This is a genomic window from Kiritimatiellia bacterium (assembly GCA_025054615.1).
Lineage (GTDB): Bacteria > Verrucomicrobiota > Kiritimatiellia > CAIVKH01 > CAIVKH01 > JANWZO01.
Window position 1 is genome coordinate 1 of sequence record JANWZO010000023.1, and the last position, 26,239, is coordinate 26,239.

Annotated in this window: 27 protein-coding genes and 1 other RNA gene; 17 read left to right on the plus strand and 11 right to left on the minus strand. The window is 57.7% G+C overall.

All coding sequences use genetic code 11. The annotated features are described in order from the left end of the window. Positions 1-191 precede the first annotated feature (191 nt). Positions 192-419 carry a translation initiation factor IF-1 gene (gene infA, locus NZ740_09435; protein ID MCS6772231.1) on the minus strand — a complete coding sequence of 76 codons (228 nt, stop codon included), beginning with the start codon at positions 417-419 and terminating at the stop codon, positions 192-194. A gap of 97 nt (positions 420-516) precedes the next feature. Then, on the minus strand, positions 517-1,683 hold the full coding sequence (locus NZ740_09440; protein ID MCS6772232.1) for a glycosyltransferase: 1,167 nt from the start codon (positions 1,681-1,683) through the stop codon (positions 517-519). Positions 1,684-1,778: 95 nt separating this feature from the next. On the opposite strand from NZ740_09440, the gene NZ740_09445 reads away from it, so the two are divergent. From NZ740_09445 to NZ740_09505, 13 genes are all read left to right on the plus strand, one after another. Further along, on the plus strand, positions 1,779-4,067 hold the full coding sequence (locus NZ740_09445; protein ID MCS6772233.1) for a DUF4040 domain-containing protein: 2,289 nt from the start codon (positions 1,779-1,781) through the stop codon (positions 4,065-4,067). Then, positions 4,064-4,483: a Na+/H+ antiporter subunit B gene (locus NZ740_09450; GenBank protein MCS6772234.1), complete on the plus strand. Its 420-nt coding sequence runs from the start codon at positions 4,064-4,066 to the stop codon at positions 4,481-4,483. The genes NZ740_09445 and NZ740_09450 overlap by 4 nt, the downstream gene beginning before the upstream one ends. A 2-nt stretch (positions 4,484-4,485) precedes the next feature. Continuing rightward, entirely contained in the window at positions 4,486-4,833 is a 348-nt protein-coding gene (locus NZ740_09455) for a Na+/H+ antiporter subunit C (GenBank protein ID MCS6772235.1), read from the plus strand. After that, a complete protein-coding gene (locus NZ740_09460) occupies positions 4,830-6,314 on the plus strand; it encodes a Na+/H+ antiporter subunit D (GenBank protein ID MCS6772236.1) in 1,485 nt (494 codons plus the stop codon). The genes NZ740_09455 and NZ740_09460 overlap by 4 nt, the downstream gene beginning before the upstream one ends. Next, positions 6,311-6,784 (plus strand): Na+/H+ antiporter subunit E, encoded by a 474-nt coding sequence (locus NZ740_09465; GenBank protein MCS6772237.1) that lies wholly within the window; start codon positions 6,311-6,313, stop codon positions 6,782-6,784. Before NZ740_09460 ends, NZ740_09465 begins: the two co-directional genes overlap by 4 nt. Continuing rightward, positions 6,781-7,056, plus strand: a complete 276-nt coding sequence (locus tag NZ740_09470) for a monovalent cation/H+ antiporter complex subunit F (GenBank protein ID MCS6772238.1) — start codon at positions 6,781-6,783, stop codon at positions 7,054-7,056. Before NZ740_09465 ends, NZ740_09470 begins: the two co-directional genes overlap by 4 nt. Continuing rightward, positions 7,053-7,424 (plus strand): monovalent cation/H(+) antiporter subunit G, encoded by a 372-nt coding sequence (gene mnhG, locus NZ740_09475; GenBank protein ID MCS6772239.1) that lies wholly within the window; start codon positions 7,053-7,055, stop codon positions 7,422-7,424. The genes NZ740_09470 and mnhG overlap by 4 nt, the downstream gene beginning before the upstream one ends. A 73-nt stretch (positions 7,425-7,497) precedes the next feature. Next, positions 7,498-8,463 (plus strand): branched-chain amino acid ABC transporter permease, encoded by a 966-nt coding sequence (locus NZ740_09480; protein MCS6772240.1) that lies wholly within the window; start codon positions 7,498-7,500, stop codon positions 8,461-8,463. Further along, the gene (locus NZ740_09485; GenBank protein ID MCS6772241.1) at positions 8,460-9,659 is read left to right on the plus strand and encodes a GDSL-type esterase/lipase family protein; all 1,200 of its coding nucleotides are present in this window, start codon (positions 8,460-8,462) and stop codon (positions 9,657-9,659) included. Before NZ740_09480 ends, NZ740_09485 begins: the two co-directional genes overlap by 4 nt. Then, a complete protein-coding gene (locus NZ740_09490; GenBank protein ID MCS6772242.1) occupies positions 9,656-10,954 on the plus strand; it encodes a branched-chain amino acid ABC transporter permease in 1,299 nt (432 codons plus the stop codon). Before NZ740_09485 ends, NZ740_09490 begins: the two co-directional genes overlap by 4 nt. Continuing rightward, positions 10,951-11,736 (plus strand): ABC transporter ATP-binding protein, encoded by a 786-nt coding sequence (locus tag NZ740_09495; protein MCS6772243.1) that lies wholly within the window; start codon positions 10,951-10,953, stop codon positions 11,734-11,736. Before NZ740_09490 ends, NZ740_09495 begins: the two co-directional genes overlap by 4 nt. After that, entirely contained in the window at positions 11,723-12,484 is a 762-nt protein-coding gene (locus NZ740_09500; protein MCS6772244.1) for an ABC transporter ATP-binding protein, read from the plus strand. The genes NZ740_09495 and NZ740_09500 overlap by 14 nt, the downstream gene beginning before the upstream one ends. 8 nt (positions 12,485-12,492) lie before the next feature. Next, positions 12,493-12,915: a type II secretion system GspH family protein gene (locus NZ740_09505; protein MCS6772245.1), complete on the plus strand. Its 423-nt coding sequence runs from the start codon at positions 12,493-12,495 to the stop codon at positions 12,913-12,915. Positions 12,916-13,048: 133 nt separating this feature from the next. Here NZ740_09505 and secG read toward each other — a convergent pair whose 3' ends face one another. From secG to gap, 4 genes are read right to left on the minus strand one after another with little or no spacing between them, the layout of a single operon-like run. Then, entirely contained in the window at positions 13,049-13,507 is a 459-nt protein-coding gene (gene secG / locus NZ740_09510; protein ID MCS6772246.1) for a preprotein translocase subunit SecG, read from the minus strand. Positions 13,508-13,525: 18 nt separating this feature from the next. After that, complete coding sequence (gene tpiA, locus NZ740_09515; protein ID MCS6772247.1) at positions 13,526-14,281, minus strand: triose-phosphate isomerase; 756 nt, start codon at positions 14,279-14,281, stop codon at positions 13,526-13,528. A 47-nt stretch (positions 14,282-14,328) separates the two neighbouring features. After that, positions 14,329-15,588 (minus strand): phosphoglycerate kinase, encoded by a 1,260-nt coding sequence (locus NZ740_09520; GenBank protein MCS6772248.1) that lies wholly within the window; start codon positions 15,586-15,588, stop codon positions 14,329-14,331. A gap of 52 nt (positions 15,589-15,640) precedes the next feature. After that, the gene (gap, locus tag NZ740_09525; GenBank protein MCS6772249.1) at positions 15,641-16,711 is read right to left on the minus strand and encodes a type I glyceraldehyde-3-phosphate dehydrogenase; all 1,071 of its coding nucleotides are present in this window, start codon (positions 16,709-16,711) and stop codon (positions 15,641-15,643) included. Positions 16,712-16,899: 188 nt separating this feature from the next. Here gap and NZ740_09530 point away from each other — a divergent pair, with 188 nt between their 5' ends. The 3 genes from NZ740_09530 (at position 16,900) to NZ740_09540 (ending at position 20,502) form a co-directional block, all read left to right on the plus strand. Next, a complete protein-coding gene (locus tag NZ740_09530; GenBank protein MCS6772250.1) occupies positions 16,900-17,658 on the plus strand; it encodes a superoxide dismutase in 759 nt (252 codons plus the stop codon). 10 nt (positions 17,659-17,668) lie between these two features. Next, a complete protein-coding gene (locus tag NZ740_09535; protein MCS6772251.1) occupies positions 17,669-18,379 on the plus strand; it encodes an SOS response-associated peptidase in 711 nt (236 codons plus the stop codon). Positions 18,380-18,687: 308 nt separating this feature from the next. After that, positions 18,688-20,502, plus strand: coding sequence for a DUF2079 domain-containing protein (locus tag NZ740_09540; GenBank protein MCS6772252.1), 1,815 nt, complete (start codon positions 18,688-18,690; stop codon positions 20,500-20,502). A gap of 344 nt (positions 20,503-20,846) precedes the next feature. Here NZ740_09540 and NZ740_09545 read toward each other — a convergent pair whose 3' ends face one another. The 5 genes from NZ740_09545 to ffs form a co-directional block, all read right to left on the minus strand. After that, positions 20,847-21,545: a rhomboid family intramembrane serine protease gene (locus tag NZ740_09545; GenBank protein ID MCS6772253.1), complete on the minus strand. Its 699-nt coding sequence runs from the start codon at positions 21,543-21,545 to the stop codon at positions 20,847-20,849. Between the two features lie 22 nt (positions 21,546-21,567). Next, positions 21,568-22,170, minus strand: coding sequence for a recombination mediator RecR (gene recR / locus NZ740_09550; GenBank protein ID MCS6772254.1), 603 nt, complete (start codon positions 22,168-22,170; stop codon positions 21,568-21,570). Next, complete coding sequence (locus NZ740_09555) at positions 22,171-22,476, minus strand: YbaB/EbfC family nucleoid-associated protein (protein ID MCS6772255.1); 306 nt, start codon at positions 22,474-22,476, stop codon at positions 22,171-22,173. A gap of 12 nt (positions 22,477-22,488) precedes the next feature. Continuing rightward, on the minus strand, positions 22,489-24,252 hold the full coding sequence (gene dnaX / locus NZ740_09560) for a DNA polymerase III subunit gamma/tau (protein ID MCS6772256.1): 1,764 nt from the start codon (positions 24,250-24,252) through the stop codon (positions 22,489-22,491). Positions 24,253-24,321: 69 nt separating this feature from the next. Continuing rightward, positions 24,322-24,420, minus strand: an RNA gene (ffs, locus tag NZ740_09565) — signal recognition particle sRNA small type. Between the two features lie 1,090 nt (positions 24,421-25,510). On the opposite strand from ffs, the gene NZ740_09570 reads away from it, so the two are divergent. Continuing rightward, entirely contained in the window at positions 25,511-26,179 is a 669-nt protein-coding gene (locus NZ740_09570) for a 3'-5' exonuclease domain-containing protein 2 (GenBank protein ID MCS6772257.1), read from the plus strand. The last annotated feature ends 60 nt before the right edge of the window (positions 26,180-26,239 follow it).

Consider the following 26,239-nt stretch of genomic DNA (forward strand, 5'->3'; position numbering starts at 1 on the left):
GCGGCAGATGCTGCACGCCCAGCGGATTTCGTGGATTGACCCCTCAAGCGGCCGGCGCCGGCACGCCGCGGCGCCCCTACCGCAAGACTTCGCTGCCTTGGCCGCCGCCTTGCGTTTGCTCTGAACCGGAAAACAAGGTGCCGAATATTTCGGAACGCGGTAAACCGCGCCGCCACTGCGAAAGGCGATCTTTAGACCTTGTGGCGAAAAGTGATTCGGCCTTTGGTCAGGTCATACGGCGAAAGTTCGACGCGCACCTTGTCCCCGGCCGTAATTCGAATGAAATGCTTTCGCATTTTCCCCGAGATGTGCGCCAGAATCTCGTGGCCGCTCTCGAGTTTAACGCGATACATCGTGGCCGGAAGCACTTTGGTGACCGTGCCATCCATTTCAATAATGTCTTCTTTGCCGCCCGGCATATGTATTTGCAAATCTCCAAATGTGGATGATTACCGCCTCTGCGTCGCATGCGCAAGGGGTTTCAGATGATTTTCAGACAGCGCAACGCCGCCGATTTCAGAGGTCACCTCGGCGTAGCTCAACCGGCGGGTCATTCAGCTTGGCAAGAAGGATTCGCACAATTTCGCGGGCGGCGTCTGGCTTGCTCAACCGACGCGCAGCCGCGCTCATTGCGGCGAGGCGGATCGGATCGTTCAGCAACTGGTCGATCTTGAAGGCGAGCGTTGTCATCTGGTTGCATTTGATCGCTGCGCCGGCCTCCAACAAATGGTCGCTGTTTCTTTCCTCCTGACCGGGTATGGGTTGAAGGATAACCATCGGCAGCCCGCAGGCCATGGCCTCAGAAAGAGTCAAGCCGCCCGGTTTGCCGACAAGAATGGTTGCCATCTTCATCCATTCATCGATTTCCCGCGTCATTCCGAGGACCCGCCACTTCAACGTTGGCGTTCGCGTGCGCAACAAGGCAGATTCAAAATGCTCCTTCACGCCCTCGTGGGAGCCGCATACGAGGACGATTTGCGCAGGGGTTTTCAGATAGCTCAAGGCGCGAACCAGATCGTGGGCCAGATCGTGGGCGATCGCTCCCAGGGAAACGAGCATCAATGGCCGGTCGGGGTCCATCCCATGTTTGGCGCACAGCGAGATCCGGTCCTTGGGTTCGAGAAAAACCGGATCGATAGGTATTCCGGTCACGGAGATTCGTTCCGGTGGCAATCCAGTCATCGACAAGTGCACGCGCGATTCCTCGATCGCGACGAAATAATGGTGAAAATGCCTGGAGAGCCACATCGCGTGGACATCGAGATCTGTGACGACGATCGCGTGCCGCGTTTCGATCCGGTCGGTGGCGAGAAGGTAAGAAATGATCTCGGCAGGCAAAAAATGGGTACATACGGTAACGTCCGGGCGAAACTTCTGAATTATCCGAACCAGCGGGCGGGTATTGAGCCGACTCAACATCAGTCGCATCCGCTCTGTTTTCCAGGGCTCGTCCAAGTTGTCGTAAAACCAGCCGATCAGCGTCGGCGCTTTGCGGATAAGCTGGAAATAAAATTTTGAATAAAATTGCCGAAAGAGTTTGTTCGTGTAGGTGAGTGCGTCAACGTTCAGGATCTCCCGGACGGAAGACTGTTCGCCAAATGCCCGCTCGAGCGCGGCCGCGGCTCGCAGATGGCCGCTTCCAGAACTGGCTGAAAGGATTAGGACCCTAAGAGACGGGCTCATAAAAACGCATCATGGCGTGAACGGATGAAAACTCAAGCGAGAGCGGATGGGTTTCGCTTCACAAACCCCTCAATTTCACTATCGTTGCGCCGCATATGCTGCTCGTGGTCGCCATCTTGGGGGTTTCCGCGTTCGCCGCGCCGCTCCTGCTACGCCGCTGCGGCCGCTGGGGCGTTTGGGCGCTCACCGCACTGCCGGCGGCCGGTTTTCTCTATTTTATCACAAAATGGCCGGCGATACAGAGTGGCACGGCGCTGGTTTCTTCCATCCGGTGGCTCCCGGCTCTCGGCCATGATCTCACGCTTCGCCTCGACGGACTTGCCTTGCTGTTTGCGGTGTTGATCTGCGGCATCGGCGCTGTGGTCGTCGCCTATTCCGGAGGATATCTCCGCGGAGACCCGGCCGCGCCACGCTTCTTTGCCTCGCTCTTTCTGTTTATGGCCTCCATGCTCGGCGTCACGCTCGCCGATGACGTCGTCGCGCTCTTCGTTTTCTGGGAATTGACGAGCTTCAGCTCCTATCTGCTCATCGGCCACCACCACGAGGAGGAGAAATCCAGAAAGGCGGCGTTGCAGGCCCTCCTGGTGACCGGTCTGGGCGGACTGTTCCTTCTGGCCGGACTCCTCATGCTGTCTGACATGGCGGGATCCACTACCTTATCGGGCATCCTCGCCTCAGGGCAACTGGCTGATCATCCTTATTTTGATCTGTCGATCGGGCTTATCCTTGTGGGCGCATTTACGAAATCGGCCCAATTCCCCTTTCACTTCTGGCTGCCCAACGCGATGGCGGCGCCCACGCCCGCGAGCGCTTATCTCCATTCGTCGACGATGGTTAAAGCGGGGGTTTATCTTCTTGCCCGACTTCGTCCCATCGGTTCGGACTCAGCCCTCTGGGATGCGCTCGTGCCAGCCATCGGCGCAGCGACCTTGTTGACCGGCGCGCTGCTTGCCTACGGACAGAAAATCCTCAAACGCCTACTTGCCTACACGACGGTCGGCGCCCTCGGCATGATGACGATGTTGCTCGGTCTCGACTCACCTACCGCAGGGAAAGCTGCCGTGGCCGTGCTCCTCGCCCATGCGCTCTACAAGGCAGCGCTGTTTCTGACGGCCGGCATCATAGATCACGAAACCGGAGAAAAGGATGTGGAACGTCTTTCAGGCCTGCGCCGGCAGATGCCGCTGACGGCGGCGGGAGCTGCGCTTGCTGCCGTCTCCATGATGGGGCTTCCGCCATCCTTCGGTTACATCGCCAAAGAAACGCTTTATGCGGCGGCCGTGAACCCGGTTTTGCTCGTTAGCGCTGTCCTTGGCGGGGCTTTATTTCTAGTGATTGCCTATTTGACTGGCCTCAAACCGTTTTTGGGGAGAATTCGTCCTACGCCGCATCCGCCCCATGAAGCCGAAGCCGCGATGTGGGCCGGTCCAATGATTCTAGGGCTGCTCGGACTGGTCCTCGGCCTTGCGCCCGGATTTACTTCTTCATGGCTTGTCGCGCCGGCGGCCGCCGCCGTGGTGGGCGAACCGATCGCCGCGAAGCTGACCCTCTGGCATGGGATCTCGCGAGAATTGATCGCGAGCGGCGTCACCCTGTTGTTGGGTTTGATGGCTGTGGGGATGAGGCGATACGTGTTGTCTCTGCTACCGGCCATCGCTTCGCTGAATGCGCTCGGCCCGGACCGGAGCTATGAGCGGGCATTGAACGGGCTGATGTGGATGGCAGGCTGGCAGACGCGCCGGCTGCAGTGCGGATCGCTTCAAGTCTACCTGTGGATCACGCTGTCCTTCGTCATCGCGACTACGGGATGGTATTTTTTGAAACACATCCCTGTTTCAATATTCCACGGCCTGTCTCCGGTCCGGTTCATCGACGCGCTCATTCTCTCGCTGATCATTCTGTCGACGGCGGGAGCCATCATGTCCAGGTCCCGCCTTGCCGCCTTCGCCTCTCTTGGCGTGGCCGGCTACGCGATTGCAATCTTCTTTGTGATTTACAGCGCGCCGGACCTTGCAATGACGCAACTGGTCGTGGAAACACTCACAGTGATCCTCTTGGTGCTTGCTTTCTACCACCTGCCGCCATTTCGCGTCAGAACGACGGCGCCGGTACGATTGCTGGAACTGGTCCCCGCCGCGCTTGTCGGGCTGGTCATGTTCGGCCTGACGCTTGCCGCGAACCGGATCCAATATGCGCCGAATATTTCTGGCTTTTTCAACGAGCACAGTTGGACCAGCGCCTATGGCAAGAATATCGTCAATGTCATCCTCGTCGATTTCCGCGCGCTTGATACCCTCGGCGAAATCACTGTTCTGGCCGTTGCGGGTCTCGGCGCATTTGCCCTTCTGAAACTCAAACCGAGCGGGAAAGGAGGCGGACCGTGAGTTCACTGATTTTGCGCACGGCCACCCGCTATTTGGTGCCGCTCCTCCTCCTTTTCTCCATCTATCTCCTGCTGGCGGGCCACAATTATCCTGGCGGCGGATTTGTCGGGGGATTGGCCGCGGCAGCCGGGCTTTCCCTATATGCGCTCGCATTTGATGTGGCCTCCGCCAAGAGGATGTTGAAAATCAGTCCCACGGGGCTTGCGGGGCTGGGCTTGCTGGTGTCCTCAGCCAGCGGACTGCCCGCGCTGACCGAGTCCAGACCGTACCTGACCGGTCTGTGGACGGTCCTTCATGCTCCGGGCTTCGAACCGCTCAAGGTGGGGACTCCGATTTTGTTCGACCTCGGAGTCTATCTCGTCGTTCTCGGCGTTACGATGTCCATTATCTTTGCTCTCGCCGAGGAGGAGGGCTGATCATGGAAGCGCTCCTTGCTGCCGTGATCGGAGTGCTGTATGGCGCGGGCGTCTATTTGATGCAGCGCCGAAACATGGTCAAATTTCTCATCGGCCTGGCGCTGTTGAGCCATGGCGCCAACCTTCTCATCTTTACGGCGGGAGGGCTTACGCGGGGAGCGCCACCCTTGATTCCCGAACATGCGGGCACGCCGACCTCGCCGCACGCCGATCCCCTCCCCCAAGCGCTCATTCTAACGGCGATCGTCATTAGTTTCGCAGTACTCGCCTTCGCGCTCGTCTTGTTTTTGAGGGCCTATCAGACCACCGGCACGGACGATTTGAACGATCTCAGGAGCACGGACACATGATGCTCGCGGCGCCGATCGTTCTCCCGTTGGCTCTTGCAGCCGCGATGCTGCTGTCGCTGCGAGCGGTCCGGCTTCACCGCATACTGGCGATATTTGGAACCACTCTGCTCACGGTTCTTTCGATCCGTTTGCTGCTTGACGTCCGCACCGGCGGAGTGGTCGCCGTGCAGATGGGAAACTGGCCGGCGCCCTTTGGCATCACGTTGGCTGCCGACCTGTTCAGCGCCATCATGGTCGTGCTCTCCAGCCTCACCGGTTTCGCCGTCGTGCTCTTTTCGGTTTTTGCGCCCGAGATGCGTCGCGAGAGCCACGGATACCATCCGCTCGTGATGATCCTGCTGATGGGCGTCAACGGAGCGTTTCTGACCGGCGACGCTTTCAATCTGTATGTCTGTTTCGAAATCATGTTGATGGCGTCATTCGTCCTATTGGCCTTGGGCGGCGAACGGCCGCAGATCGAGGGCGGCGTGAAGTACGTGGCTTTGAATTTCTTCTCCTCGGCTCTCTTTCTCGCCGCTGCAGGACTGCTGTACGGCGCGGTGGGGACGCTCAATATGGCGGATTTGTCGGTCAAGGTCGCAGCCGCCGAGGACAAGCGCCTTCTTACGGCCATTTCACTGCTGTTCCTTGCCGCATTTGGAATCAAAGCCGCCGTCTTCCCGCTGTTTTTCTGGCTGCCCGCGTCCTACCACACTCCCGCGCCTGCTGTTTCCGCGCTCTTTGCCGGACTGCTGACCAAGGTGGGTGTCTATTCGATGATCCGTTTTTTTACGCTTATCTTTCCGCTGGAACCCGATTTCACCCAGCCGCTCGTCCAGTGGATCGCCGCGCTGACCATGGTCACCGGCGTGCTCGGCGCTGCGGCGCAACATGAATTCAGGCGGATCCTTTCATTCCACATCATCAGCCAGATCGGCTATATGGTGCTGGGTCTCGGCCTGTTCACCCCTCTTGGTCTCGCGGGCTCTGTTTTTTACATCCTTCACCACATCATCGTGAAAACCAACCTCTTCCTCATCGCGGGTGTTGTTCTCTACGCGAGGGGTACGGGTGAGCTCTCCGAGTTGGGAGGGCTTTACCGGTCGCGTCCCTTTTTGTCACTTCTTTTTCTGATTCCGGCGATGTCGCTTGCGGGGCTTCCACCCCTTTCCGGCTTCTTCGCGAAACTGGCGCTGTTGGTGGCAGGTCTCCGTGTTCAGGCTTGGGCGCTTGTCGCCGCGGCGCTGGCGGTCAGCCTGCTCACGCTGTTCTCCATGACCAAAATCTGGGGTGAAGCCTTTTGGAAGGCCGAACCCGATCCGTCGAAGAATCACGCCCCTCCGCCCCATCCTGCGCTGATGACGCCCATCGCCCTGCTGGCCGGGGTTACCCTGGTCATCGGCTTCTTTGCGGGACCGCTGCTGGAACTCTCCCTGGAAGCCGCCGAACAACTGCTGAATCCTTCGGAATATCTGAACGCGGTGCTCGGACAAAAGCCATGAACAGGCTCTTTTCAAATTTTTTGCTGGCGATGACCTGGGCGGCGATGACAAGTGCGTTCACCCTGCCTAACCTCGTTGTAGGATTCGCCGTCGGCTATCTGGCGCTGCTGGCCCTCAAACCGATGCTGGGTGATAGCGCGTATTACGCGAAATTCCCCAAAACGATCTGGTTCGTTCTTTATTTCCTCAAGGAAGTCATCAAATCGAGTCTGCGCGTCGCCTGGGACGTTGTAACGCCTACTCACTATAACAGGCCCGGCATCGTCGCGATCCCGATGAACGCGAAGACCGACCTCGAAATCATGCTCCTCGCCAACCTGATCTCGCTCACGCCGGGCACCTTGAGTCTCGATGTCTCCCCTGACCGAAAGACGCTTTATATTCACGCGATGTTCGCGGAGCGTCCCGATGAAATCCGGCGCGAGATTCGTGATGGGTTGGAGAAGCGTTTATTGGAGCTGTTGAGATGAGCTCGTGGCTTTCCCCGCTCGCGCAAGCGATGATGGGCCTTTTGTGCCTCGCTATGCTGCTTGCCCTCTACCGTGTCATCCGCGGCCCCTCGCTTGCTGACCGCGCGGTAGCTGTGGATCTACTGACGACGGTAGCTGTGGGGTTGATTGCCCTCTACGCGATCGATACAGGCCAGCAGGTGTTCCTGTCCGCGGGCATCGCCCTCGCCCTTCTTGCCTTTTTGGGCACCGTTGCCTTGGCGCTATACATCCGGAGGGGAGGTCCCCCATGAAGGACTTGCTTACGGCATTTTTCATGACGGTGGGCAGCGTGTTCATGTTCCTCGCCGCTCTCGGCGTGTTCCGAATGCCTGATCTCTATACGCGCATGCATGCTGCGAGCAAGGTGGGAACGGTGGGGGTGATCTGCGTCATGATGGCGGTGGCCATTCACTTCGGAGATCTCGGCGTGACCACGCGCGCGCTTTTGATCATTCTTTTCTTCCTAATCACAGCGCCTGTCGCTGCTCACATGATCGGGCGCTCTGCGTTCTTTGCCCGGACCCCCATGTGGGAGGGTACGGTGATAAATGAATGGCCGGATCTGACGAAGAGCCCCTCGGAAGGTCCTGACGTCGGTGGCGAGGCCCCGAGAATCTGAACGGGCGCGATGACTCCCCCGCTTTTCCAGCCATTAAAATCAATGTAAAAGACGCTGTTTTGAGAGGCAGGTCGTGACAGAGGCTCTGATTGCGCTTTTACCCAGCGTCGTGCTCGAGGGATTGCTGCTCGGCTGCGTTTACGCGATGATTGCCCTCGGTTACACGATGGTCTACGGCGTCCTCGGCCTGATCAACTTCGCGCACGCCGAGGTCTTCATGGTCGGGGCCGTGACGGGCGTCGAGGTCTACCGTTACCTGGGGCCCCATGTCGAAAACCCGTACGCTCTAGCGATGATCGCAGTGGCGACGGCCTCTGCTGTATCCGGCGGGCTCGCCGTCGCAATCGAACGGCTCGCTTACCGGCCGCTTCGCAAACGGGGCAGCTCGAACCGTCTTGTGCCCTTGATCACCGCCATCGGTGTTTCCTTTTTCCTACAGGATTTGGTTCGCCTCATTGAAGGTTTGTGGCATGGGGAGTTTTTCATGAATTATCCGGCGGACAGCCGGCTCGAGGCGCTTCATGAGCTGCCGCTCGGAATGTCCATTCAGAATAAATCGATCCTGGTTATTGTGGTGACGATGGCCATGCTGCTCGGGCTTGACCACCTGGTGCGGCGGACGCGGCTTGGTCGGGCGATCCGTGCAGTGGCTCAGGACGCCCAGACGGCCAGTCTGATGGGGATCGATCCGGACCGCATCATCGCCAAGACCTTTCTGATTGGTGGCGCTCTCGGCGGCGCCGCAGGAGTCCTCTTTGGACTCTTATATTCCCAGATCAACCCGTTCATCGGGTTTGTCCCCGGCGTCAAGGCGTTCACTGCAGCCGTCCTCGGAGGCATCGGGAACATCTATGGTGCGATGCTGGGCGGACTCGTCCTGGGTGTTCTTGAAACCATGGGGGCCACTTATTTGCTGTTTATCACCCAAGGGGCGATGGGCAATGAATACAAGGATGTATTCACGTTTTTGATCTTGGTTCTGCTTCTTCTATTTCGTCCGCAAGGTCTCCTCGGAAAGGTCCAGGGAGAAAAAGTATGAATGTCCCGGAGGACTCATCCTTACGCCGAATCGGGCCATTCAAGCGTTTGGTCTTCGGAATCGCCATTCTCGCGCTGGCGATCGCTGCCTGCGTTCTCGCAGACCGGATGATGGGATGGCTGTATCCCCGGTTTGCCCCCGAATCAGGGAGGAAAGTGGTCGAAGCCCTCCTGAATGAAGACGGCCCAGCGGAGGCGGGTTTCTTCGTTTCGCATCCCTACTTGTTTTACACATTTCGCCCCGGACTGAAGGCGTTCGGCGTGAAACAATTCAATTCCCGCGGCCACCGCGGCCCGGAGATCGCGGAAAGTCCCCCGGCGGGCGTTCTCCGCGTGCTCTGCATCGGAGGTTCGACCACCGCCTCCTTTCCGTACGTGAGGCGGCCGGAGGATGCATGGCCGGCGCAATTGGAGAAAAAACTCGAGACGCTCACGGGGCTCTCTGTCGAGGTCATCAATGCAGGGCTCAACGGCGCCAACAGCGCGGATCTGCTCGCTCACTATGTTTTCCGAAATCGGCACCTCGGGGCCCACATCGTCGTGATGCACCTTGGCGGAAATGATGCAAATGCCCTGTTTTTTGAGGACTATGACCCAGAATACACCCATTACACGCTCGGCTGGCAAACCGGTGCGATAGCGGCGCGGCCCCACGAGCGCATCTGGTTGCGCAGCCACACTGTGAAATGGCTCTACGCTCTATGGCTGCAACGTGTGTCGTTGGATCACCAGCTCGGGCGATCGGACATCACGACCATCGATCCGAGAGATGCCCTTGAACGCGTCCGACAAACCGAACCGGAAGGATTTGAGCGCAATGTCGATTTTCTCCTCAAATTGATCCGACTCGATGGCGCCCAGCCGGTAATCTTTCCGTTCGTTTGGGCCCCGGAACCCAAATTTCGCAAAGACCCGTTGTTCGGGCGTTACTTCGATGCATTCGCCCTGGCCTTTGAAAAAAACCGCTCGGTGCTCGAGTCGCTGGCCGCTCGACATGGCGCCCTTTGGCTGCCTCTCGATCTGAAACAACTCGATGAATCCATGTTCAAGGACTGGTGTCACATGAATGAGGACGGCGAGAGAGTCAAAGCGCGGCATGTCGCCGAAGGCATAAGGGAGCTTGCCATCGAAGTCATGCGAAAGCGGTCGTTGGCAATCGGCGATTGCCAATCCGCCGTGGGCCTGTACCAACCATGAAAGACCGATTGAAAATTTCCGCCCTGTTGGCGGCGGCGATTTTCAGCGGAACGGCGCTGGCTTATTCGCCGCGGAATCCATGGGCCCTTCTTTCCGCACTGGGCGTTCTCTTTGCTTGCCTGAGCATGAGAACCCACTTGAAGGCGCGGTTCGCTGCCGCGCTCGGTCTCCTGCTCATCGCGATTCCCTACGCGGGAATCCAAAACACCTTCCTGTTCGAATTATTCACCCAAATGGGCATTTTCGCGGCGATGGCGCTGGGGCTGAACATCGTCGTAGGTATGGCCGGCCTCCTGGATCTGGGTTACGCGGCCTTCTTTGCCATTGGGGCATACACATGGGCCATTTTCGGATCGGCGCAGGCGTCAAACTTCATGGTGGGTAATTTTCCGCTCCCCGGCTGGCCTTATTTCTACATTTTCTGCGCGCTCGCGGTCGTAGCTGCCGCTCTGCTGGGAACGCTCATCGGCCTACCAGCTCTCCGCCTTCGTGGCGATTACCTCGCGATTGTGACGCTGGGGCTCGGGCAAACGGTCCGCGTACTCGCCAACAATCTCGATCAGCCTGTCAATATCACCAATGGCCCGCAGGGCATCACGCCCATCGAGCGGCCGCCGATCGGATGGATTGAGTCGCTCCTCAACGCTGCGGGCCTGGAAGGTAGCCCTGCCGTCGGTTATGCGATTTTCTTCTATCTTCTTGTTCTGGCCGTGATCGGGATTGTCGTCCTGGTCAACCTTCGGCTGGACCGTTCACGATTTGGCCGCGCCTGGGTGGCCATTCGGGAGGATGAGCTTGCCGCGCGAGCCGTCGGCATTTCGCCCACGCGCACCAAGTTGCAGGCGTTTGCCACCGGTGCCGCGTTTTCCGGCGTGATGGGCGCAATCTTCTCCGCCAAACAACTGTTTGTTAGCCCGGAATCCTTCACGCTCCTGCAATCCATCACGATCCTCGCCATGGTCATCCTCGGCGGGATGGGTTCCATTCGCGGGGCGCTGATCGGCGCCATGGCCGTCACGCTGTTGAACATTGAATTGTTGAAAAGTCTGTCGGAGTTTCTAGTTCGCCTCCGCCAGAGCGGATACGTCCTGAATCTCGGGCTGTTTTCCTTCGATTTTGCTTCGCTCTCCGACCAGGTCGAGCCTGCGAAATACGAGCGGATGATCTTCGGCGTTATCCTCGTTCTGATGATGATGTTCCGACCCAGCGGCCTTATTCCCGAAACGCGGCATCTTCTGGAAGAACAGGCCGAGCGGGAAACCGAATCACCGCGGACACCGCCTGGCGCGCCATGATCCTTTCGGTCGAAAGGGTGACGAAAAGATTCGGCGGCCTTGTCGCCGTGAATGAGGTTTCGTTCGCTGTCGAGCCTCATGAGATTTTTTCGATCATCGGACCCAACGGGGCAGGCAAGACCACGTTGTTCAATGTGCTAACCGGCATGTATCAGCCCGACGGAGGCCGGGTGATGTTTCAAGGCCGTCGCCTCTCTCATCTTGCGCCCGAACGCATCGCGGCTCGCGGTGTTGCCCGGACTTTCCAGAACATTCGCCTGTTCGGCGCAATGACGGTTTTTGAAAACGTGCTGGTCGGTCAGCACCCCCACATTCATTACACGTATTTGGATGCGCTTTTGCGAAGTCCCCGTTTCTATCGCGCCGAACGCGAGGCGCGCCGTCGCGCTCAGGAAGTCCTGGAATACATGGGTCTTGCTCACCGCGCCGACGAACTGGCCAGAAACCTTCCCTACGGCGAACAGCGGCGTCTGGAAATCGCCCGTGCGCTGGCCCTCAATCCCAAACTCCTTCTCCTCGACGAGCCAGCGGCCGGTATGAACCCCACTGAAACGGATGATATCAAACGTCTGATTCAAAAACTTCGCAATGAACTCGGTCTGACAATACTGCTCATTGAGCACCATATGGATGTGGTGATGGGCATTTCGGACCGAATCGTCGTGTTGGACTACGGGAAAAAAATCGCGGAAGGCACGCCTGATGAGGTCAGGAGAAGCCCCGCTGTCATTGAGGCTTACCTCGGAAAGGGCGCGCTGGAGGAATCCATTGAACGGACCTGAAACCAGGGAAGCATCAGCCCAGATCAATCGGGCGTCGACACTGCTCGAGCTGCGGGATGTCCACGCGTTTTACGGGCATATCCATGCGCTTAAGGGTGTATCCCTCGAGGTCCGCGAAGGCGAAATCGTCACCCTGATCGGCTCGAACGGGGCCGGAAAGAGCACCTGTTTGCGCTGCATTTCCGGTCTGGTTCACCCCAAATCCGGTTCCATCCGCTTCAAGGGCGCTGAAATTCAGTCCCTGAAACCGCACGCGATCGCCGCTCTCGGCATTGGCCACTCGCCCGAGGGCCGCCGGATCTTCCCCAAACTGACCGTGGAAGAAAACCTCGATCTGGGCGCCTATCTAGAGAGGGATAAGTCCGTGATCGCCCGCCGGAAGTCGGAGGTTTTCGAACTCTTCCCCCGCCTCGCCGAGAGGCGCCGGCAGGAGGGAGGCACTCTTTCTGGCGGAGAGCAGCAGATGCTGGCCATTGGACGGGCCCTCATGCAGGACCCGGCGCTGCTTCTTCTGGACGAACCGACTCTCGGTCTGGCGCCGGTGCTGGTCGAGTCGCTCTTCGAGACCCTTCAAACCCTGCACCGCGTGGGCAAAACGATCCTGCTGGTCGAACAAAATGCTTGGCACGCTCTGCGTCTCGCTGAGCGGGCGTATGTTTTGCAAACCGGCCGGATCACCCATGCCGGTCCCGCCTCTGAACTTGCCCGTGATCCGGACGTGCGGCGCGCCTACCTCGGGGGACCATGACGGTGGAGATGCGGCGAACCCGGAGCAAGGGCACACAGTTTTACGCCGCGGCCCGCGGATTTACGTACGTCGAAGTGATGGTTGCACTGGGGATTGTCGCCCTGCTTACCGCTGTGATGGTCCAAACACTTTCTACCATCCGGCGGGCCGAAACGTCGCTGGATCAGCTTGAAAGGGCCGCGCATATAGCGAATGAACTCGTCGTCGACTTGTACATCCACGGAACGGCATCCAACGTCTTCCGCCGACATGCGGATGACTGGGTTTTCAACGAGCGATTGGAAGAAACGGGCCCCGCGACGAGCCGGTTCAAATGGATCATTTGGGAGATCGCACCAACCGCTGTCCCATCTGCCGCATGGCGGGTTTGTGTGGCCGCCGAGGCAACGCCACAACTCGCTTACTTCAGATCCACATCAACGCCTAGATAAATGAGTCGTAGGGATCGTTTTCGTGAGAGGCTTCGCACCCGCCAAGGAATCAAAAATTATTGGATGCTAAATTCGACTCTGGTCGGTCAGATCGCCAACGCTCAACTCTGTCGTAGATAATTCCCCAATTCTTTCAGGGGGATACTGTCTCCGGCTCCGCGGGAGCTTCGGGAACCGCCTGTTCGGCCGAAGGGATCGGCTCGGCCGTTTCCGGCTGCGCGGTATCCGGTCCTGGCATCAGAGTGGTTTGAGGGGCGGGCGGTGTTTCACCCGGCGCAACGGGCTCTTCTGCCCCCACTGGGGCGATCGGCGGCTGGACCGTTCCAAATCGTTCGTCGATCAATGAACGTTCGGATCGTTGCGTAAAGACCATCCCAAGCAGAGCAGTATTTGCCAAAAAAATCAGGCCCAACGTCACCGTAATTTTGGTCAGCACGTTCCCCGCGCGCGACCCAAACAAGGTTTCACCCACCCCTGCTCCAAACGCCAAGCCGAGGCCTTCACTTTTGGACTTTTGAATCAGGATGACGGCGATTAGCAGAAAACAGGTGACCACCTCTACCAGAATCAGAAGAACTCGCAGAATGCCCATGGACTGAACACTACCTCCTTACATCGCGCCGCGAACAATTTCAACAAACGAGCGAGCGTCGAGTGAGGCGCCCCCGATCAACCCGCCATCAATATCTGGCTGGCTGAACAGCTCGCGGGCATTCGACGGCTTGACGCTCCCGCCGTACTGAATCCGCACGGAGTTCGCTACGGTTTGATCGGCCATATCACGTACCAACCGCCGGATAAACGCATGAACCTCTTGAGCCTGTTGCGGCGTGGCCGTCTTGCCGGTTCCGATGGCCCAAACAGGCTCATACGCTATGATTGTCTCAACCAGCTCCCGTGGGCTCAAACCGGCCAGGCTGCCGCGCACCTGCCTAGCAACCACCTCCTCGGTCTTTCCCTCCTCGCGTTCCTGCAACGTCTCTCCCACACAGACAATCGGCTTAAGATTGGCCGCGTGCGCCGCCTTGACCTTCTTGTTGATCATCTCATCCGTTTCGCAGAAATATTGGCGACGCTCACTGTGCCCTAAAATAACGTAATGGCAATAGAGTTCGCGCAGCATTTCGGCCGAAATTTCCCCGGTGTATGCGCCGTTCCGCTCCCAATGCATGTTCTGGGCGCCCAGATCGAGGTGGCTTCCGGAGATGGCCTCGCTCACGGCTTTCAGCGCGGTAAAGGGCGGACACAAGATGACATCAACTTCGATGCAGTTGCCCAACTCGCGCCGGATTGCAGTTGCGAGATCAACCGCCTCGGCCACGGTCTTATTCATTTTCCAATTGCCTGCCACGATGGGCTTTCGCATAAGAGCGAGCTCCGATTCTGAAAGGACCGGGGTCTGATACCAAATGATTAGGGCTTGTCGGTCAGAGCGACGACGCCCGGAAGGGCTTTGCCTTCCAGAAATTCAAGGCTGGCGCCGCCGCCAGTGCTAATGTGGCTCATCTTGTCTGCCAAACCGCTCTTGTTGACCGCCGCCACGCTGTCTCCGCCACCGATAATACTCAGGCATGGTGTATTAGCGATGGCGCGGGCCACGGCCATTGTTCCGGCCGCAAAAGGTTCCATTTCAAAACAACCCATCGGTCCGTTCCAAACGACAGTTTTCGCGCGGGAGATTTCCCTGGCGAAGAGGTCCGCCGTCTGGGGTCCGATATCGAGCGCCATCCAGTTTTCCTCGATGCCGCCCTCGCCAACAACTTTCGTTGCGGCGTCCGCGGCAAACCGGTCGGCAATCACATGGTCGATCGGGAGCAGCAGCCTGACGCCTTTTGATTCGGCCTGCTTCAAGATATCAGCCGCTAGGGCCACCTTGTCCTCTTCCACCAGCGACTTGCCCGTGGGAATTCCCTTGGCCCGATAGAACGTGTAGGCCATCGCCCCACCGATCAGGAGCGAATCGACCTTGTTCAAGAGGTTGGTAATGACATTCACCTTGTCGCTGACTTTTGCGCCGCCTAAAATTGCGACAAATGGCCGCTCGGGACTGGCGAGCGCCCGGCCCAGATATCGGACCTCGCGCTCCATCAGGAATCCGGCAACATTCGTCTTGAAGAATTTGCAGATCACCGCGGTCGACGCGTGAGCGCGGTGCGCCGTGCCAAACGCATCGTTGACATAAAGGTCGCCGAGCTCGGCAAGCTGTCGGGCAAACTCTTCCTGCTTCTTCTTCATCTCCGCCTTGGCTGCCTTTTTGACCTCTTCGGGAGCGTCATCGGCAACCTTGACCTTCCCCTCTTCCTCTTTGTGAAAGCGTAGGTTTTCGAGCAGGAGAATCTGCTGCTGTCGATGGAGGGATTCGGCCATGGCTTTCACTTCCGGCCCCACGCAGTCCGGCGCGAAGAGCACGGGGCGATGCAGCAGTTCGGAAAGATGATCTGCCACGGGTTTCAGGCTGAATTCCGCCTCGTAGCCTTTGCCCTTCGGACGGCCCAGATGGCTCATCAAGATGACGGACGCCCCGTGGTCCAAGATATATTTGATCGTGGGCAGGGCCGCACGGATCCGCGTGTCATCAACGACGCGCCCATTTTCGACAGGCACGTTGAAATCCACCCGGACAAGCACCCGCTTGCCTTTCAGATCGACGTCAGCGATCGTAAGCTTATTCATGGGTCAGGTTCTCCCGGCTGACCGCGCAAGGCGCAGCAGCAAGCCGCTAGGTTCACTTAGCGTCTACTTTGGCCATGTGGCGAAGCAGATCCACGACGCGGTTCGAATAACCCCATTCGTTGTCGTACCACGACACAACTTTGAAGAACCGTTTTTCTCCCTTGAGATTGTTCTGGAGGGTCGCGAGGGAATCGTAGATCGACGACCGCTCATCGTGAATGAAATCGGTCGAGACCAGTTCCTCATCCGTAACACCTAAGATCCCCTTGAGATAGGTCTCGGAGGCCTTTTTGATGGCGGCATCGATTTCCTCGATCGACGTGTCGCGAGCCGACCGAAAGGTCAAATCCACAACCGAGACATTCGACACGGGCACTCGGAAAGCCATGCCGGTCAATTTGCCTTTGGTGGCCGGCAAGACCTCCCCGACCGCCTTGGCCGCACCGGTGGTGGAAGGAATAATATTGATCGCCGCGGCCCGGCCGCCTCGCCAGTCTTTCTTCGACGGGCCGTCCACGACTTTCTGCGTGGCGGTGTAGGCATGGATAGTGGTCATCAGACCGGTCTCAATCCCGATGCCTTCCTTGAGGATCACGTGCACGATTGGCGCCAGACAGTTCGTCGTGCAGGACGCGTTGGAGACAATATGGTGCTTCGAACTGTCGTACTCTTCGTGGTTTACGCCGACCACGAATGTTTTGACATCTCCCTTGGCTGGAGCAGTGATGATGACCTTCTTCGCGCCGGCGGTAATATGCCCCTTGGCCTTCTCGGAATCCGTGAACAGACCCGTAGATTCGATGACATAGTCGACTCCAAGCTGGCCCCACGGTAGCTGGTCGGGTGACTTGGAGGCCAGAAGGCATCGAATTTTGTGGCCATTCACCACCAAAATATCGGCCTCTTCTTTCGCCGGGTCGCTTTTCTCGGTCGAGAGAGCATGCTTGAACTTGCCATGGACCGAGTCGTACTTCATCTGGTAGGCGAAATACTCCGCGTCTGTCGAAATATCGACCACGGCCACGACGTCAATTTCCTTCCCGAGAAGCCCTTGATCACAAATGGCTTGAAAGACCATGCGGCCTATGCGGCCAAATCCATTGATGCCGACTTTAATTGCCATGACTTTTCTCCTGTCCTGTATTCAAGCTGTGTTGCCGGATTGGTTACGTCCGGCCAAATCAAGACGGCATGTGTAACGCAGGCGATGATCCCCGTCAACCGACATCGAAAAAATCAGGTTTTCCCTTATAGACCTCGCATCTGACCGAATGGAGGGATATACTTTTCATTACTGAAAGGATTGCTGCCATGAGCATGACCCGACGAGAAGCCATTCGAGCGGCGACCTTTGGCGCGTTAGCTGCGGTTGCCGCATTACGATCACCGAGGGCCGTCGCGCAGACCGACGGAACACCGTTGGTTCCTCCAGCGCCTCCACCCACGCCTCCGGGACCCTTTTCGCTGGGCCCCCTTCCCTATCCGCCCGAGGCGTTGGAACCCCACATTGACGCCATGACCATGTCGATTCACTACGGCAAACATCACGCGGCGTACGTCAACAATTTGAATCGCGCGATTTCTCAATATCCTCACCTTGCCGGTCGCTCCCTCGAGGATTTGTTGCAAAACCTCGATGAGTTGCCGGATGACATCCGGACGGCCGTGCGGAACAATGGCGGGGGTCACGCAAATCACACGTTGTTCTGGAAAACCCTTTCGCCATCCGGCGGGGGTCTCCCAGGCGGCGCCCTGATGGAAGCGATCGAATCGCAGTTAGGCGGATTCGAAGCCTTCAAAGACGCGTTGACACGAGCGGCGCTTTCCGTGTTCGGCAGCGGGTGGGCCTGGCTCTCGCTCGATTCGGAAAATCGGCTCGTCGTGGAGTCGCTTCCCAACCAGGACAGCCCGCTGATGTTCGGCCGAAAACCGCTTTTTGGCATCGACGTTTGGGAGCACGCCTATTACCTCAAGTACCAAAATCGACGTGCCGAATATGTCGCCGCGGTTTGGAATATCGTGAACTGGCCGGCCGTCGAGGCCAACTACACGGAATCACTGTCCAGTTGAGACGTTCGACGTGTGCGGTCGACTGGTTGTCTCCTCTACTGCTGAACAATTGGCACAGGCCGTGAGGGCCTCTCGCGTGGAGGGGGAGCAGGCGCCGAGCTACAACGTGTCGCCGACCCAGCCCGTACCGGCGGTTCTCAACGAGGATCGTGACATCCTCCGTTGGGTACGGTGGGGACTGATCAAACCAAAGTCGCAAGGAATTTCGCCTGGTGGCGTCCTTTTCAATGCACGGGTCGAAACCGTTTTTCAGAAGCCGGCATTTCGTCATGCGGCGCGCGCACGGCGTTGTGTGATTGTAGCCGACGGTTTTTATGAATGGGCGCCCGCTTTGTCAGCAAAACGGCAGCCGTGGTTCTTCCGGCAAAAGAGCCGAACTCCGCTGTTGATTGCCGGGCTTTGGGAACGAGAAGCTGAACATTCTGGACCTCATTCAATCGCATACTCTTGCACGATTCTCACCACAGAAGCTATCGGGCCCGTTCGACCTATCCACCATCGCATGCCTCTTTTTTTGAGGGAAATGGATCTGGAGGGCTGGCTCTCCCGTGTCGAGTGGACAAGCAATGAGTGGACCGATTTTTTGGATGAAATTGCTGTACCGGACCTAGAAGCCTATCCGGTAGGCACGCGGGTCAATTCTACGTCAAATAATGGCCCCGATTTGATTTTGCCGGCAGCGCCGAGTGAGTTCGCCAGTCAGTTGGATCTGTTTGGGTAGGCGCCAGATGCATGAGGCGTGAAGACTTCAGGGCATGCACCGAAAACAGGCACAGCAGATTATGAATCTTGGGGATCCTACTTCTCATCATCGAACGTTCAACCTGGCAAAATCGGCATCACCTGATGCAAAAACCATTCTGGCTGGGGGAAACTGACTTTATCGGATTCCTGTCTTGGTCTTTCTCGCGCGGATTTGTTTTCGGAGAAATCTGAAATGACTCTTGCGGGGAGATCCCCTAAAATCCGGCTCTTCTCTTTTGTAACTTAACCGATCCCAGCCTGTAGGCGGATCACATTTCAATGGTCGTGCTTTTAGTCCCATGGTGGAAGCGAGTCTTCACCGGCATCTTGCTTGTCGCGGCCGTCGCATCCCTGGCAGGCACCCTGATCGCTGGATTTTGCGCCTATAGCTGGCAGAGAAACCGGCTTAGCGATTACGGGATCTACCTCAACATGATGTGGAACACCGCCCACGGGGAGCCATTTCGCTATCTGATCGATGGTTCCTATCTCCGAATTCATCTGTCCTACACCGTGGGGCTTCTGGGATTTGCATTTCGAATTGTGGATCATCCGATTTTGCTCGTGGTGTTGCAGTGGGCCTGTTCCGCCGTCGGCACGCTTATCCTCGTAACAACGGCCCGCAAACTCGGTTTTGAACCGTCTTGGACGGCCGCACTCGCGTTTTTTTATGCGGCCTATCGATTCGTTCAGGCTCTCCTTGTGCATCAATTTCATGGCGTAGCTCTGTATCTGCTTCTGGTTCCAGCCCTGTATGCGGCGCTGAAATTCCGCTCGAATTGCGCGTGGCCCCTTCTCGCGCTCACCCTGGGCATCCGGGAAGATGCTTTTTTGGTCATCTTGCCTCTCCTCCTGCATGCCGCGCTGAGGGACCGTCGGCGGGATCGGTGGCTGATGCTTGCCATGAGCATCCTCTACGGGTTCCTGGCGATCTTCGTGATCTATCCCACGTTGGCCGGTATTTCGATCTTTGAGAAGCGAACTGCGGAAATTCCAAGTTTAGTTGACCTGGGTGATTATTCCAGGCAAGCCGTCGCCGCTCGTATACGCGCAATCGCACTCGTGGCGACTCCGCTTTTAGTCGCTGGGAAAAGATTTTTTACAGCGCTCTTTTACCCGTCATTTGCGTTGGCTGTCAGCCTCGCCAGCAAATGGCCATCCCAGTACGGCCTGGGCTCGCATTACGGGGCGTCGGTCGTCTCTACGATGGCCGTGGGATTGCTCGAAGCTCTTTCGAAAACAAAAAACTCCAGCGATCCGCCAATAAAGTATCGCATCTCCCCATGGTTCCCGCCCCTATGGCTCGCGGGGGTGACCATCCTCGTCCACCTCGAAAGCGGGTTTCTTTGGGGCGGAGGCAAAAGCCGCCACTTTTATTACCTTATTAATGAGCGCGCCATGTCGATTCTGGCAGCGGCGAAACACATCCCGAAAGATGGCGTACTCATCACCAGCGATGAGCTCGTCGCTTTTTGCGGCAACCGCCGAGACCTGATGGTGTGGCATATCCCGAGCCGTCCCAAACCTTATGACCATGTCTTTGCCGCCCTAGGCGACCTCCCAAAACTCGACGGCGGTCGTGTCTGGTCCGAACTTCAGTCCGGAGTCCTTGGCGTTCGTTTTTCCAACGGCCGTTACGCGGTGTTGTCTCGTGGATTCGATACACGCGCGAACCAAGAGGTACTTGAGTTTGCCCGCCATCGCCTGATCCATGGGTCTGCACGGCACGGCGGAATGGATCTAATGCGCGGCGATCTTCCGGTGCGCTATTGGGAAGGCGATGGTTCCCGAGCGCCCATCAATCTCTCGCATGGCCGATTTTGGCGACTGGACCCCGGCGTTTATTCGTTCACGCTCGAGTACGTCGCCGAAACTCCGCGAAGGTCGGTTCGAAAAACATGGGGCTGGTTTAGCCTTCATCTCTTGAATTCTCCGGAGGAACTTGCGCGAGCTGAGATCCCACCTGTGGCCGGGTCTGCCGGCGATTTACAAACGCTGGATCTTGAGTTCACCAACAGCCAGAGCTGCAATATCGAATTCCGAGTGACAGGTGGGGATGCACCGCTTTGGCTTTATCGAGTGAAATATCATCCCCGATAATTTATCCGGAGAAAAAACGGATTTGAGCGAGCACAGAACGTCAAAATTTTTTAAAAGGTCGACGTCCGGCTAGGCCGGGATTTTTGTGGGGTGCGGCAAGCCGGATCATCTCAGTGTTCATGAAGTACGGGGCCGGCTTCAGTCGTTCCATTTGCACGCCTAATCGCGCCTTTAACCGCACTTCTGAAACGTGCGATCGTTGGGCGAGAGTCGGGATGGACCAATAGTTGGTTAAGCAATGAGGCTTTCGGACAGTCAGCTTCCTCGATCTCACGGTTGCTCGCGGTCGCCGTTCATGCGAATCAGTGGCCGAGGAAGGGCTGTCAGCCGCGAAATCGAGCATGCTAGAATGACCGAGTGGCCATCAGTGCGAATGACAGAGCGGACGCCAGTCCCAAAAGCGCCGAAAGACCCCCCCAAATCGGGGTGAGCATGTCGCGATATCGCCGTTCTCGCTCCACGAGGAACCCGCATAAGGATCCCGCCAGCAGACCGCCGAAATGACAACCGTGAGCGGCGCCGACTAACAGCCCGAACAGAAACCCATACGCTGCCCACCTGAGGAAAAAGGCCCGCTGTTCTCGGCCAAACTGACCTCCGTAAAAATGCCAATAACTAATCCCAAATCCAACAAGGCCGAATAAGCCCCCCGACGCTCCAGCAATCAAATCCGACGCGGGCCCCCTGGCCAGCAATTCCGCGGCTGCGCCGCCGAGCAGCGACAATAGGTAGGCGACGGAAAAACGCGCTGTGCCAACCTCGGATTCGATCGCCGGCCCCACCTGCGAAAGCGCAATCATGTTGAAGGCCAGATGCAGTGCGCCCACGTGGATGAATCCGTAGGTAATCGCGCGCCAGTATTCGCCCTGGAATAACGCAGCAGGGACAAGCGCACCCATGCGAAATAGCATGTCGGGCTCCGGGGCAAATAATTGATGCGTCCCAAAGAGCGCCATCGCGACCAGCGTGTTGGCGAGATTCAGGCCCACAAACAAATTGGCCGCTGGCACTTTTCGCGGGACGAATTGGACCAGGCGTTTCATCGGGTCGAACAAGCGCATCGATCTACCAAGGTTGGCGAAGTTCCAACGCGCGGGCCAGCGTGACCGCGTCCATGTAGGCAAGTCCGCTGCCGGCCGGAATTCCACGCGCAGGGCGGGTCACTGCGACGCCCATCGAACGGAGCGTCTCGGTGAGGTAAGACGCAGTCGCATCGCCCTCTACGTCTGAATTCAGCGCCAGGATGACTTCACGGATTCCCTCTCGACGCACTCGGTCTAAAAGCGCCTCAATTCTGAGGGATTTTGGGCTCTCGCCTCGCATGGGGGACAACCGGCCCATCAGGGCGTGATACCTGCCCTTGAAGGCCCTCGCCCGCTCCATCAGCAAAATATCGCCGGGTTCTTCCACGACGCAAAGCACGCCATTTTCCCGACGCGGATCGGAGCAAAGGGCACAGGGATCTTGATCGCGGGCCGTGATGTTTCCGCAAAGACGGCACGGCGTCAAAGTTTGAACCGCATGATCAAGAGCGCGAAGCAACGCAGCGCCCATCCCGTCTGGATCTCGCAAAAGAGCGAATGCGATCCTTTCCGCGGAGCGTCGGCCAATTCCGGGCAGGCGGGTGAGCGTCGCAATGAGATGGTCCAGCGCCTCCGCCACGCGGATCTAAAGGCCAGGAATCTTCAAACCGCCGGTAATTTTGGCCATTTCCGCGGCCGCTGACTCTCGCGCGGCATTCAGGGCTCCATTCACGGCAGCAAGGATCACGTCCTGCAACATTTCCACATCCGTCGGATCGACTGCAGCCGGCGAAATTTCAATTTTCTTGATCGTCATATCGCCGCCGGCGACGGCCGTCACCGATCCCCCACCGGCGGTGAAGGCATATTCCCTGACTGCGAGATCCTCCTGCAGCTTCCGAATATTTTCCTGCATCTCAGCGGCTTGTTTCATCAATTTCATGACATTCATGGATCGTTTCCTTTATTCGCGAATTTCTGCGATGTCGCCGTTGAAAAGGTCAATGGTCCGGCGAACCGCGGGATTATCCACCAGCTCGAGCCGCGACACGCGAACCGCGGCATCCTGTGACGACTGCACGGTCTGCGGTTGCGGCGTGGATGGCGTTTCCACCGGCGGCTCTCCGATCGAAAATTCCACAATCACAGGGCGCCGCAACATCTTCTCGATGGCCTTCTGAATTTGCGCCTGATTTCGAGGCGTCCGTACCCGTTCACAACTCTCAGAGAACTCCGGATCGAACGAAATCCGCACTCGATTGCCCTGTACGGCCACAGGGTGAGCATCCTTCAGCCCGGAGCGAATCGCGGGATTTACGGCTCCCAGTTGATCAAGGAGGGTAGGCCACTTCGCCAACAACAGGCGGAGGGATGCTTCGTCATCCATTGCATCCGCGCCATATGACGCCGACTTGGATTCCTTGGGCAGCGCCGAAACCCTTTCGGTCTGGCCTGCAGGCGTGGGCCCTATAGAATCAGGAGCCGATGCCATGGGCGTTGAATTGTTTGTCGGGGGCGTTTCGGACGGCGAACGAGGCGCCGAGACTGTGGAACCCTCGGCTTCCGACCCGCTCGATTCGAGGGCGACCAGGACATCCTCCAAGGAAACTGAGGAGGCGGTTCGCGCGGCACGAACGAGGGCGAGTTCGAGCAACGTGCGTCGCGACAATGAGTAACGCATCTGGGCCTGAACTTCCACCAGAATGTCGCCGATCCTCGATAGCCGTGCGAGGTCCAGGCGAGACGCCTGGGCACGCATCAGGTCCAGCCGAGAACTTTCGCCCGCGGCCTCCGACTCGCCCAACAGTCGGCCTGTACAAGAAACCACCATCAGGTCACGAATGTAGTCGAGCAACTCAACCGATACGCGCATCAAATCCTTCCCCGCCGCGTCCATCTCCGCGATCAGCCTGAAAATACCCGCGGCATCGCCGGAAAGGACTGCGTCCACCAAATTTTGCATCTGCGCCCATGAGACCAGTCCAAATACGGATAACACATCCGACTCACGGATCGTATTCCCACAAAAGGAGATCAACTGGTCCAAAACGGATTCCGCGTCTCGCAACCCCCCTTCCGCGCCGCGCGCGATGGCGAGAGCAGCGTCCGGCTCTAGATCTACCCCCTCCGCCTTCGCAATCTTCTCAAGGGTCTGCGAAATCGCGGAGACCGGGATCCTTCGCAGGTCGAACCGCTGGCATCGGGAAAGAATCGTCGGGGGGATTTTCTGGGGCTCGGTGGTGGCGAAAACGAATTTCACATGCGGAGGCGGCTCCTCCAAGGTCTTTAGCAACGCATTGAACGACGAGATCGATAGCATATGGACCTCGTCGACAATGAAGACCCTGTAGCGCACATGCGCAGGCCGAAATCCGATATTATCGAGGATGATCTCGCGAACGCGGTCGACCTGCGTGTTGGAAGCCGCGTCGAATTCCAGGACGTCGAGGCAGCGCCCCTCCGAAATCGAAAGGCAGGCCTCGCACCGGTTACACGGTTCCGCAGTCGGCCCCTTCTCACAATTGATCGCCTTTGCGTAAATGCGGGCAAGGGTGGTTTTGCCCACGCCGCGCGGCCCGACAAATAGATAGGCGTTCGCCAGGCGTCCTGAACGGACCGCATTGGCAAGCGTCCGCGTCACATGCTCTTGCGCGACCACCTCTTCGAAGCGCTGCGGCCGATACTTGCGGGCTAGTGTTACGTGATGGGTCGTCTGCGGTTCGGGCACGGCAATCTCACCTCAAACAGGTCTCAACTCTGGAACGGGAAACAGCGCGCGCCGCTGCCCCGCCTTTCGCCTGGCCGGGTGTCTGCCACACCCGGGTCGCGATGGCTTACCGTTGCTACCTTCCGGTCCTGGCGGGGTTCGCCTGCTCCCGTCGTCGCAGATCCGGCGCGAAGCGATCGTGAGGTGCGCTCGCGCGCCTTCCTGAACTTCACGACCGTACCCCGGGTCACCCCAACAGGCAAGCTCGCAAAAGCTGACCCTCTTCGATGAATTCGTTGAACGTAGGCGCATGTGTAGTGTCATATAATCATCAGAGCTAGAGGCCTTCGTTGAAATCCGTTCAGTGGATTATTATCGCGATTTACACGGCTGGTCTGGCGGCAGCCGCCCCCGTGCGTTGGGTCGATTTGCCCGTGAAAAATCTTTGTTGTTGCGAGAACTCTTCCAAAGATGCAGGGGGTTGTTGCTGTCAGGATAATACTTCTTCCAGTCGAGATTTAGGAGATTCAACCTGCGCGGGGTCTGCGTGCTCTTGCAAGTCAATGCCAGCGGGATCTACGGCGGCCATTTTACCTCCTCAGGGCGAAGCGCCCGAAATAGGCGCCCCATCCCATTCGGTCTTCCCATCCGACGCCTCGGCGCAATCGCGAACGGATGGCCCACTGGCTCCTCCGCCAATTCGCCCGCTGACCTGACACAAGTAGTTGTACCGGGTTTCAACCCGTTTACGTGTCCAAACAGAAAACGACCCGAATCGGAGGATTCCATGAAATTCATTTTGATGATGCTGTTGAACATGGGGGTTGTTCTTCAGGGGGCATTTGCAGCAGGCTCGGACGCAGAGTCGACAGATGACGCGGCGCGAAAGCCGGCATTGTGCATCTGTTGCAAGTGCGACCCGTGCTCCTGCGAACCTTGCGCTTGCTGCAAGTGCAGCGGCGAATGCAACTGCCCGAAGAAGGGCTGATTCACCAACCCCGATCGATCCGCCCGGCGCCCAGCCGCCGGGCGGATCTTTCTTTTTGCCGCACGACGAAGGGCTGATGATCCTATTTTTCGATCCGCTACAGCCTTTGCTGCCGGCGCCCAATTTGAACCTTCGCAGTTTCTGTAATCAGGGAAGTGTAATCGATGTAGGAAGACCTTTGCAGAGTTGACTTAAATTTTCAGTTTTGCAAAAATTAGTTATAATTTCATATGATCCAACTACTTGCAATTGCTACTACCAACTCAAAATTCCATGTGGTAAATTGATGGCGTGCGTGGCGCTTTCGAGCAACTTCTGCTACCGCTCGGTTCGATTGCGGGTCCGAGACATTCGGGCTCAGAGGGGATCATCTCCATCACCCGAGATGCGCTAAATTCACTGCCCATCATCAGCTTCAAGGGACGGATTCATCTCGTGGATTCGGATGCCGCACTCGAGTCGGCCATTCGCTCGATCAGTCGATCGAAAATACTGGGGTTCGATACTGAAACCAAACCCGTTTTCAAGGTCGGCGTTTCCCACCCGCCTGCTTTGGTGCAACTTGCGGACGAAGGGGAAGCTTGGATCTTTCAGCTCAAAAAGTTGAAGGTCCTAGCGCCTCTCTTTGAACTTTTAAGCGACACTTCCATTATCAAAGCGGGTATCGCCTTGGCTGACGACCTGAAAAAGTTGCGAGAACTGCACCCTTTCCAGCCGGGCGGCTTCGCTGAAATCGGCGATCTAGCGAAAAAGCTGGGCTTCAAGCAAACGGGACTCCGCTCTCTCGCCGGCCTCGTCCTCGGCGTTCGAGTTTCCAAACGGGAACAGCGCTCCAACTGGGCGAGACATCGATTGAAGCCCTCCCAGGTGTCGTATGCAGCGACCGACGCCTGGATCAGCAGGGAATTGTATATCGCCCTCCAAAAGCGACTGAACGGGGATTTGGCGTGCACGAGCTAAAAAGAACCTCCGCATTATTCGTAAATGCCTGTAGAGATCCTTTTTCCCGAGCCTAATCCG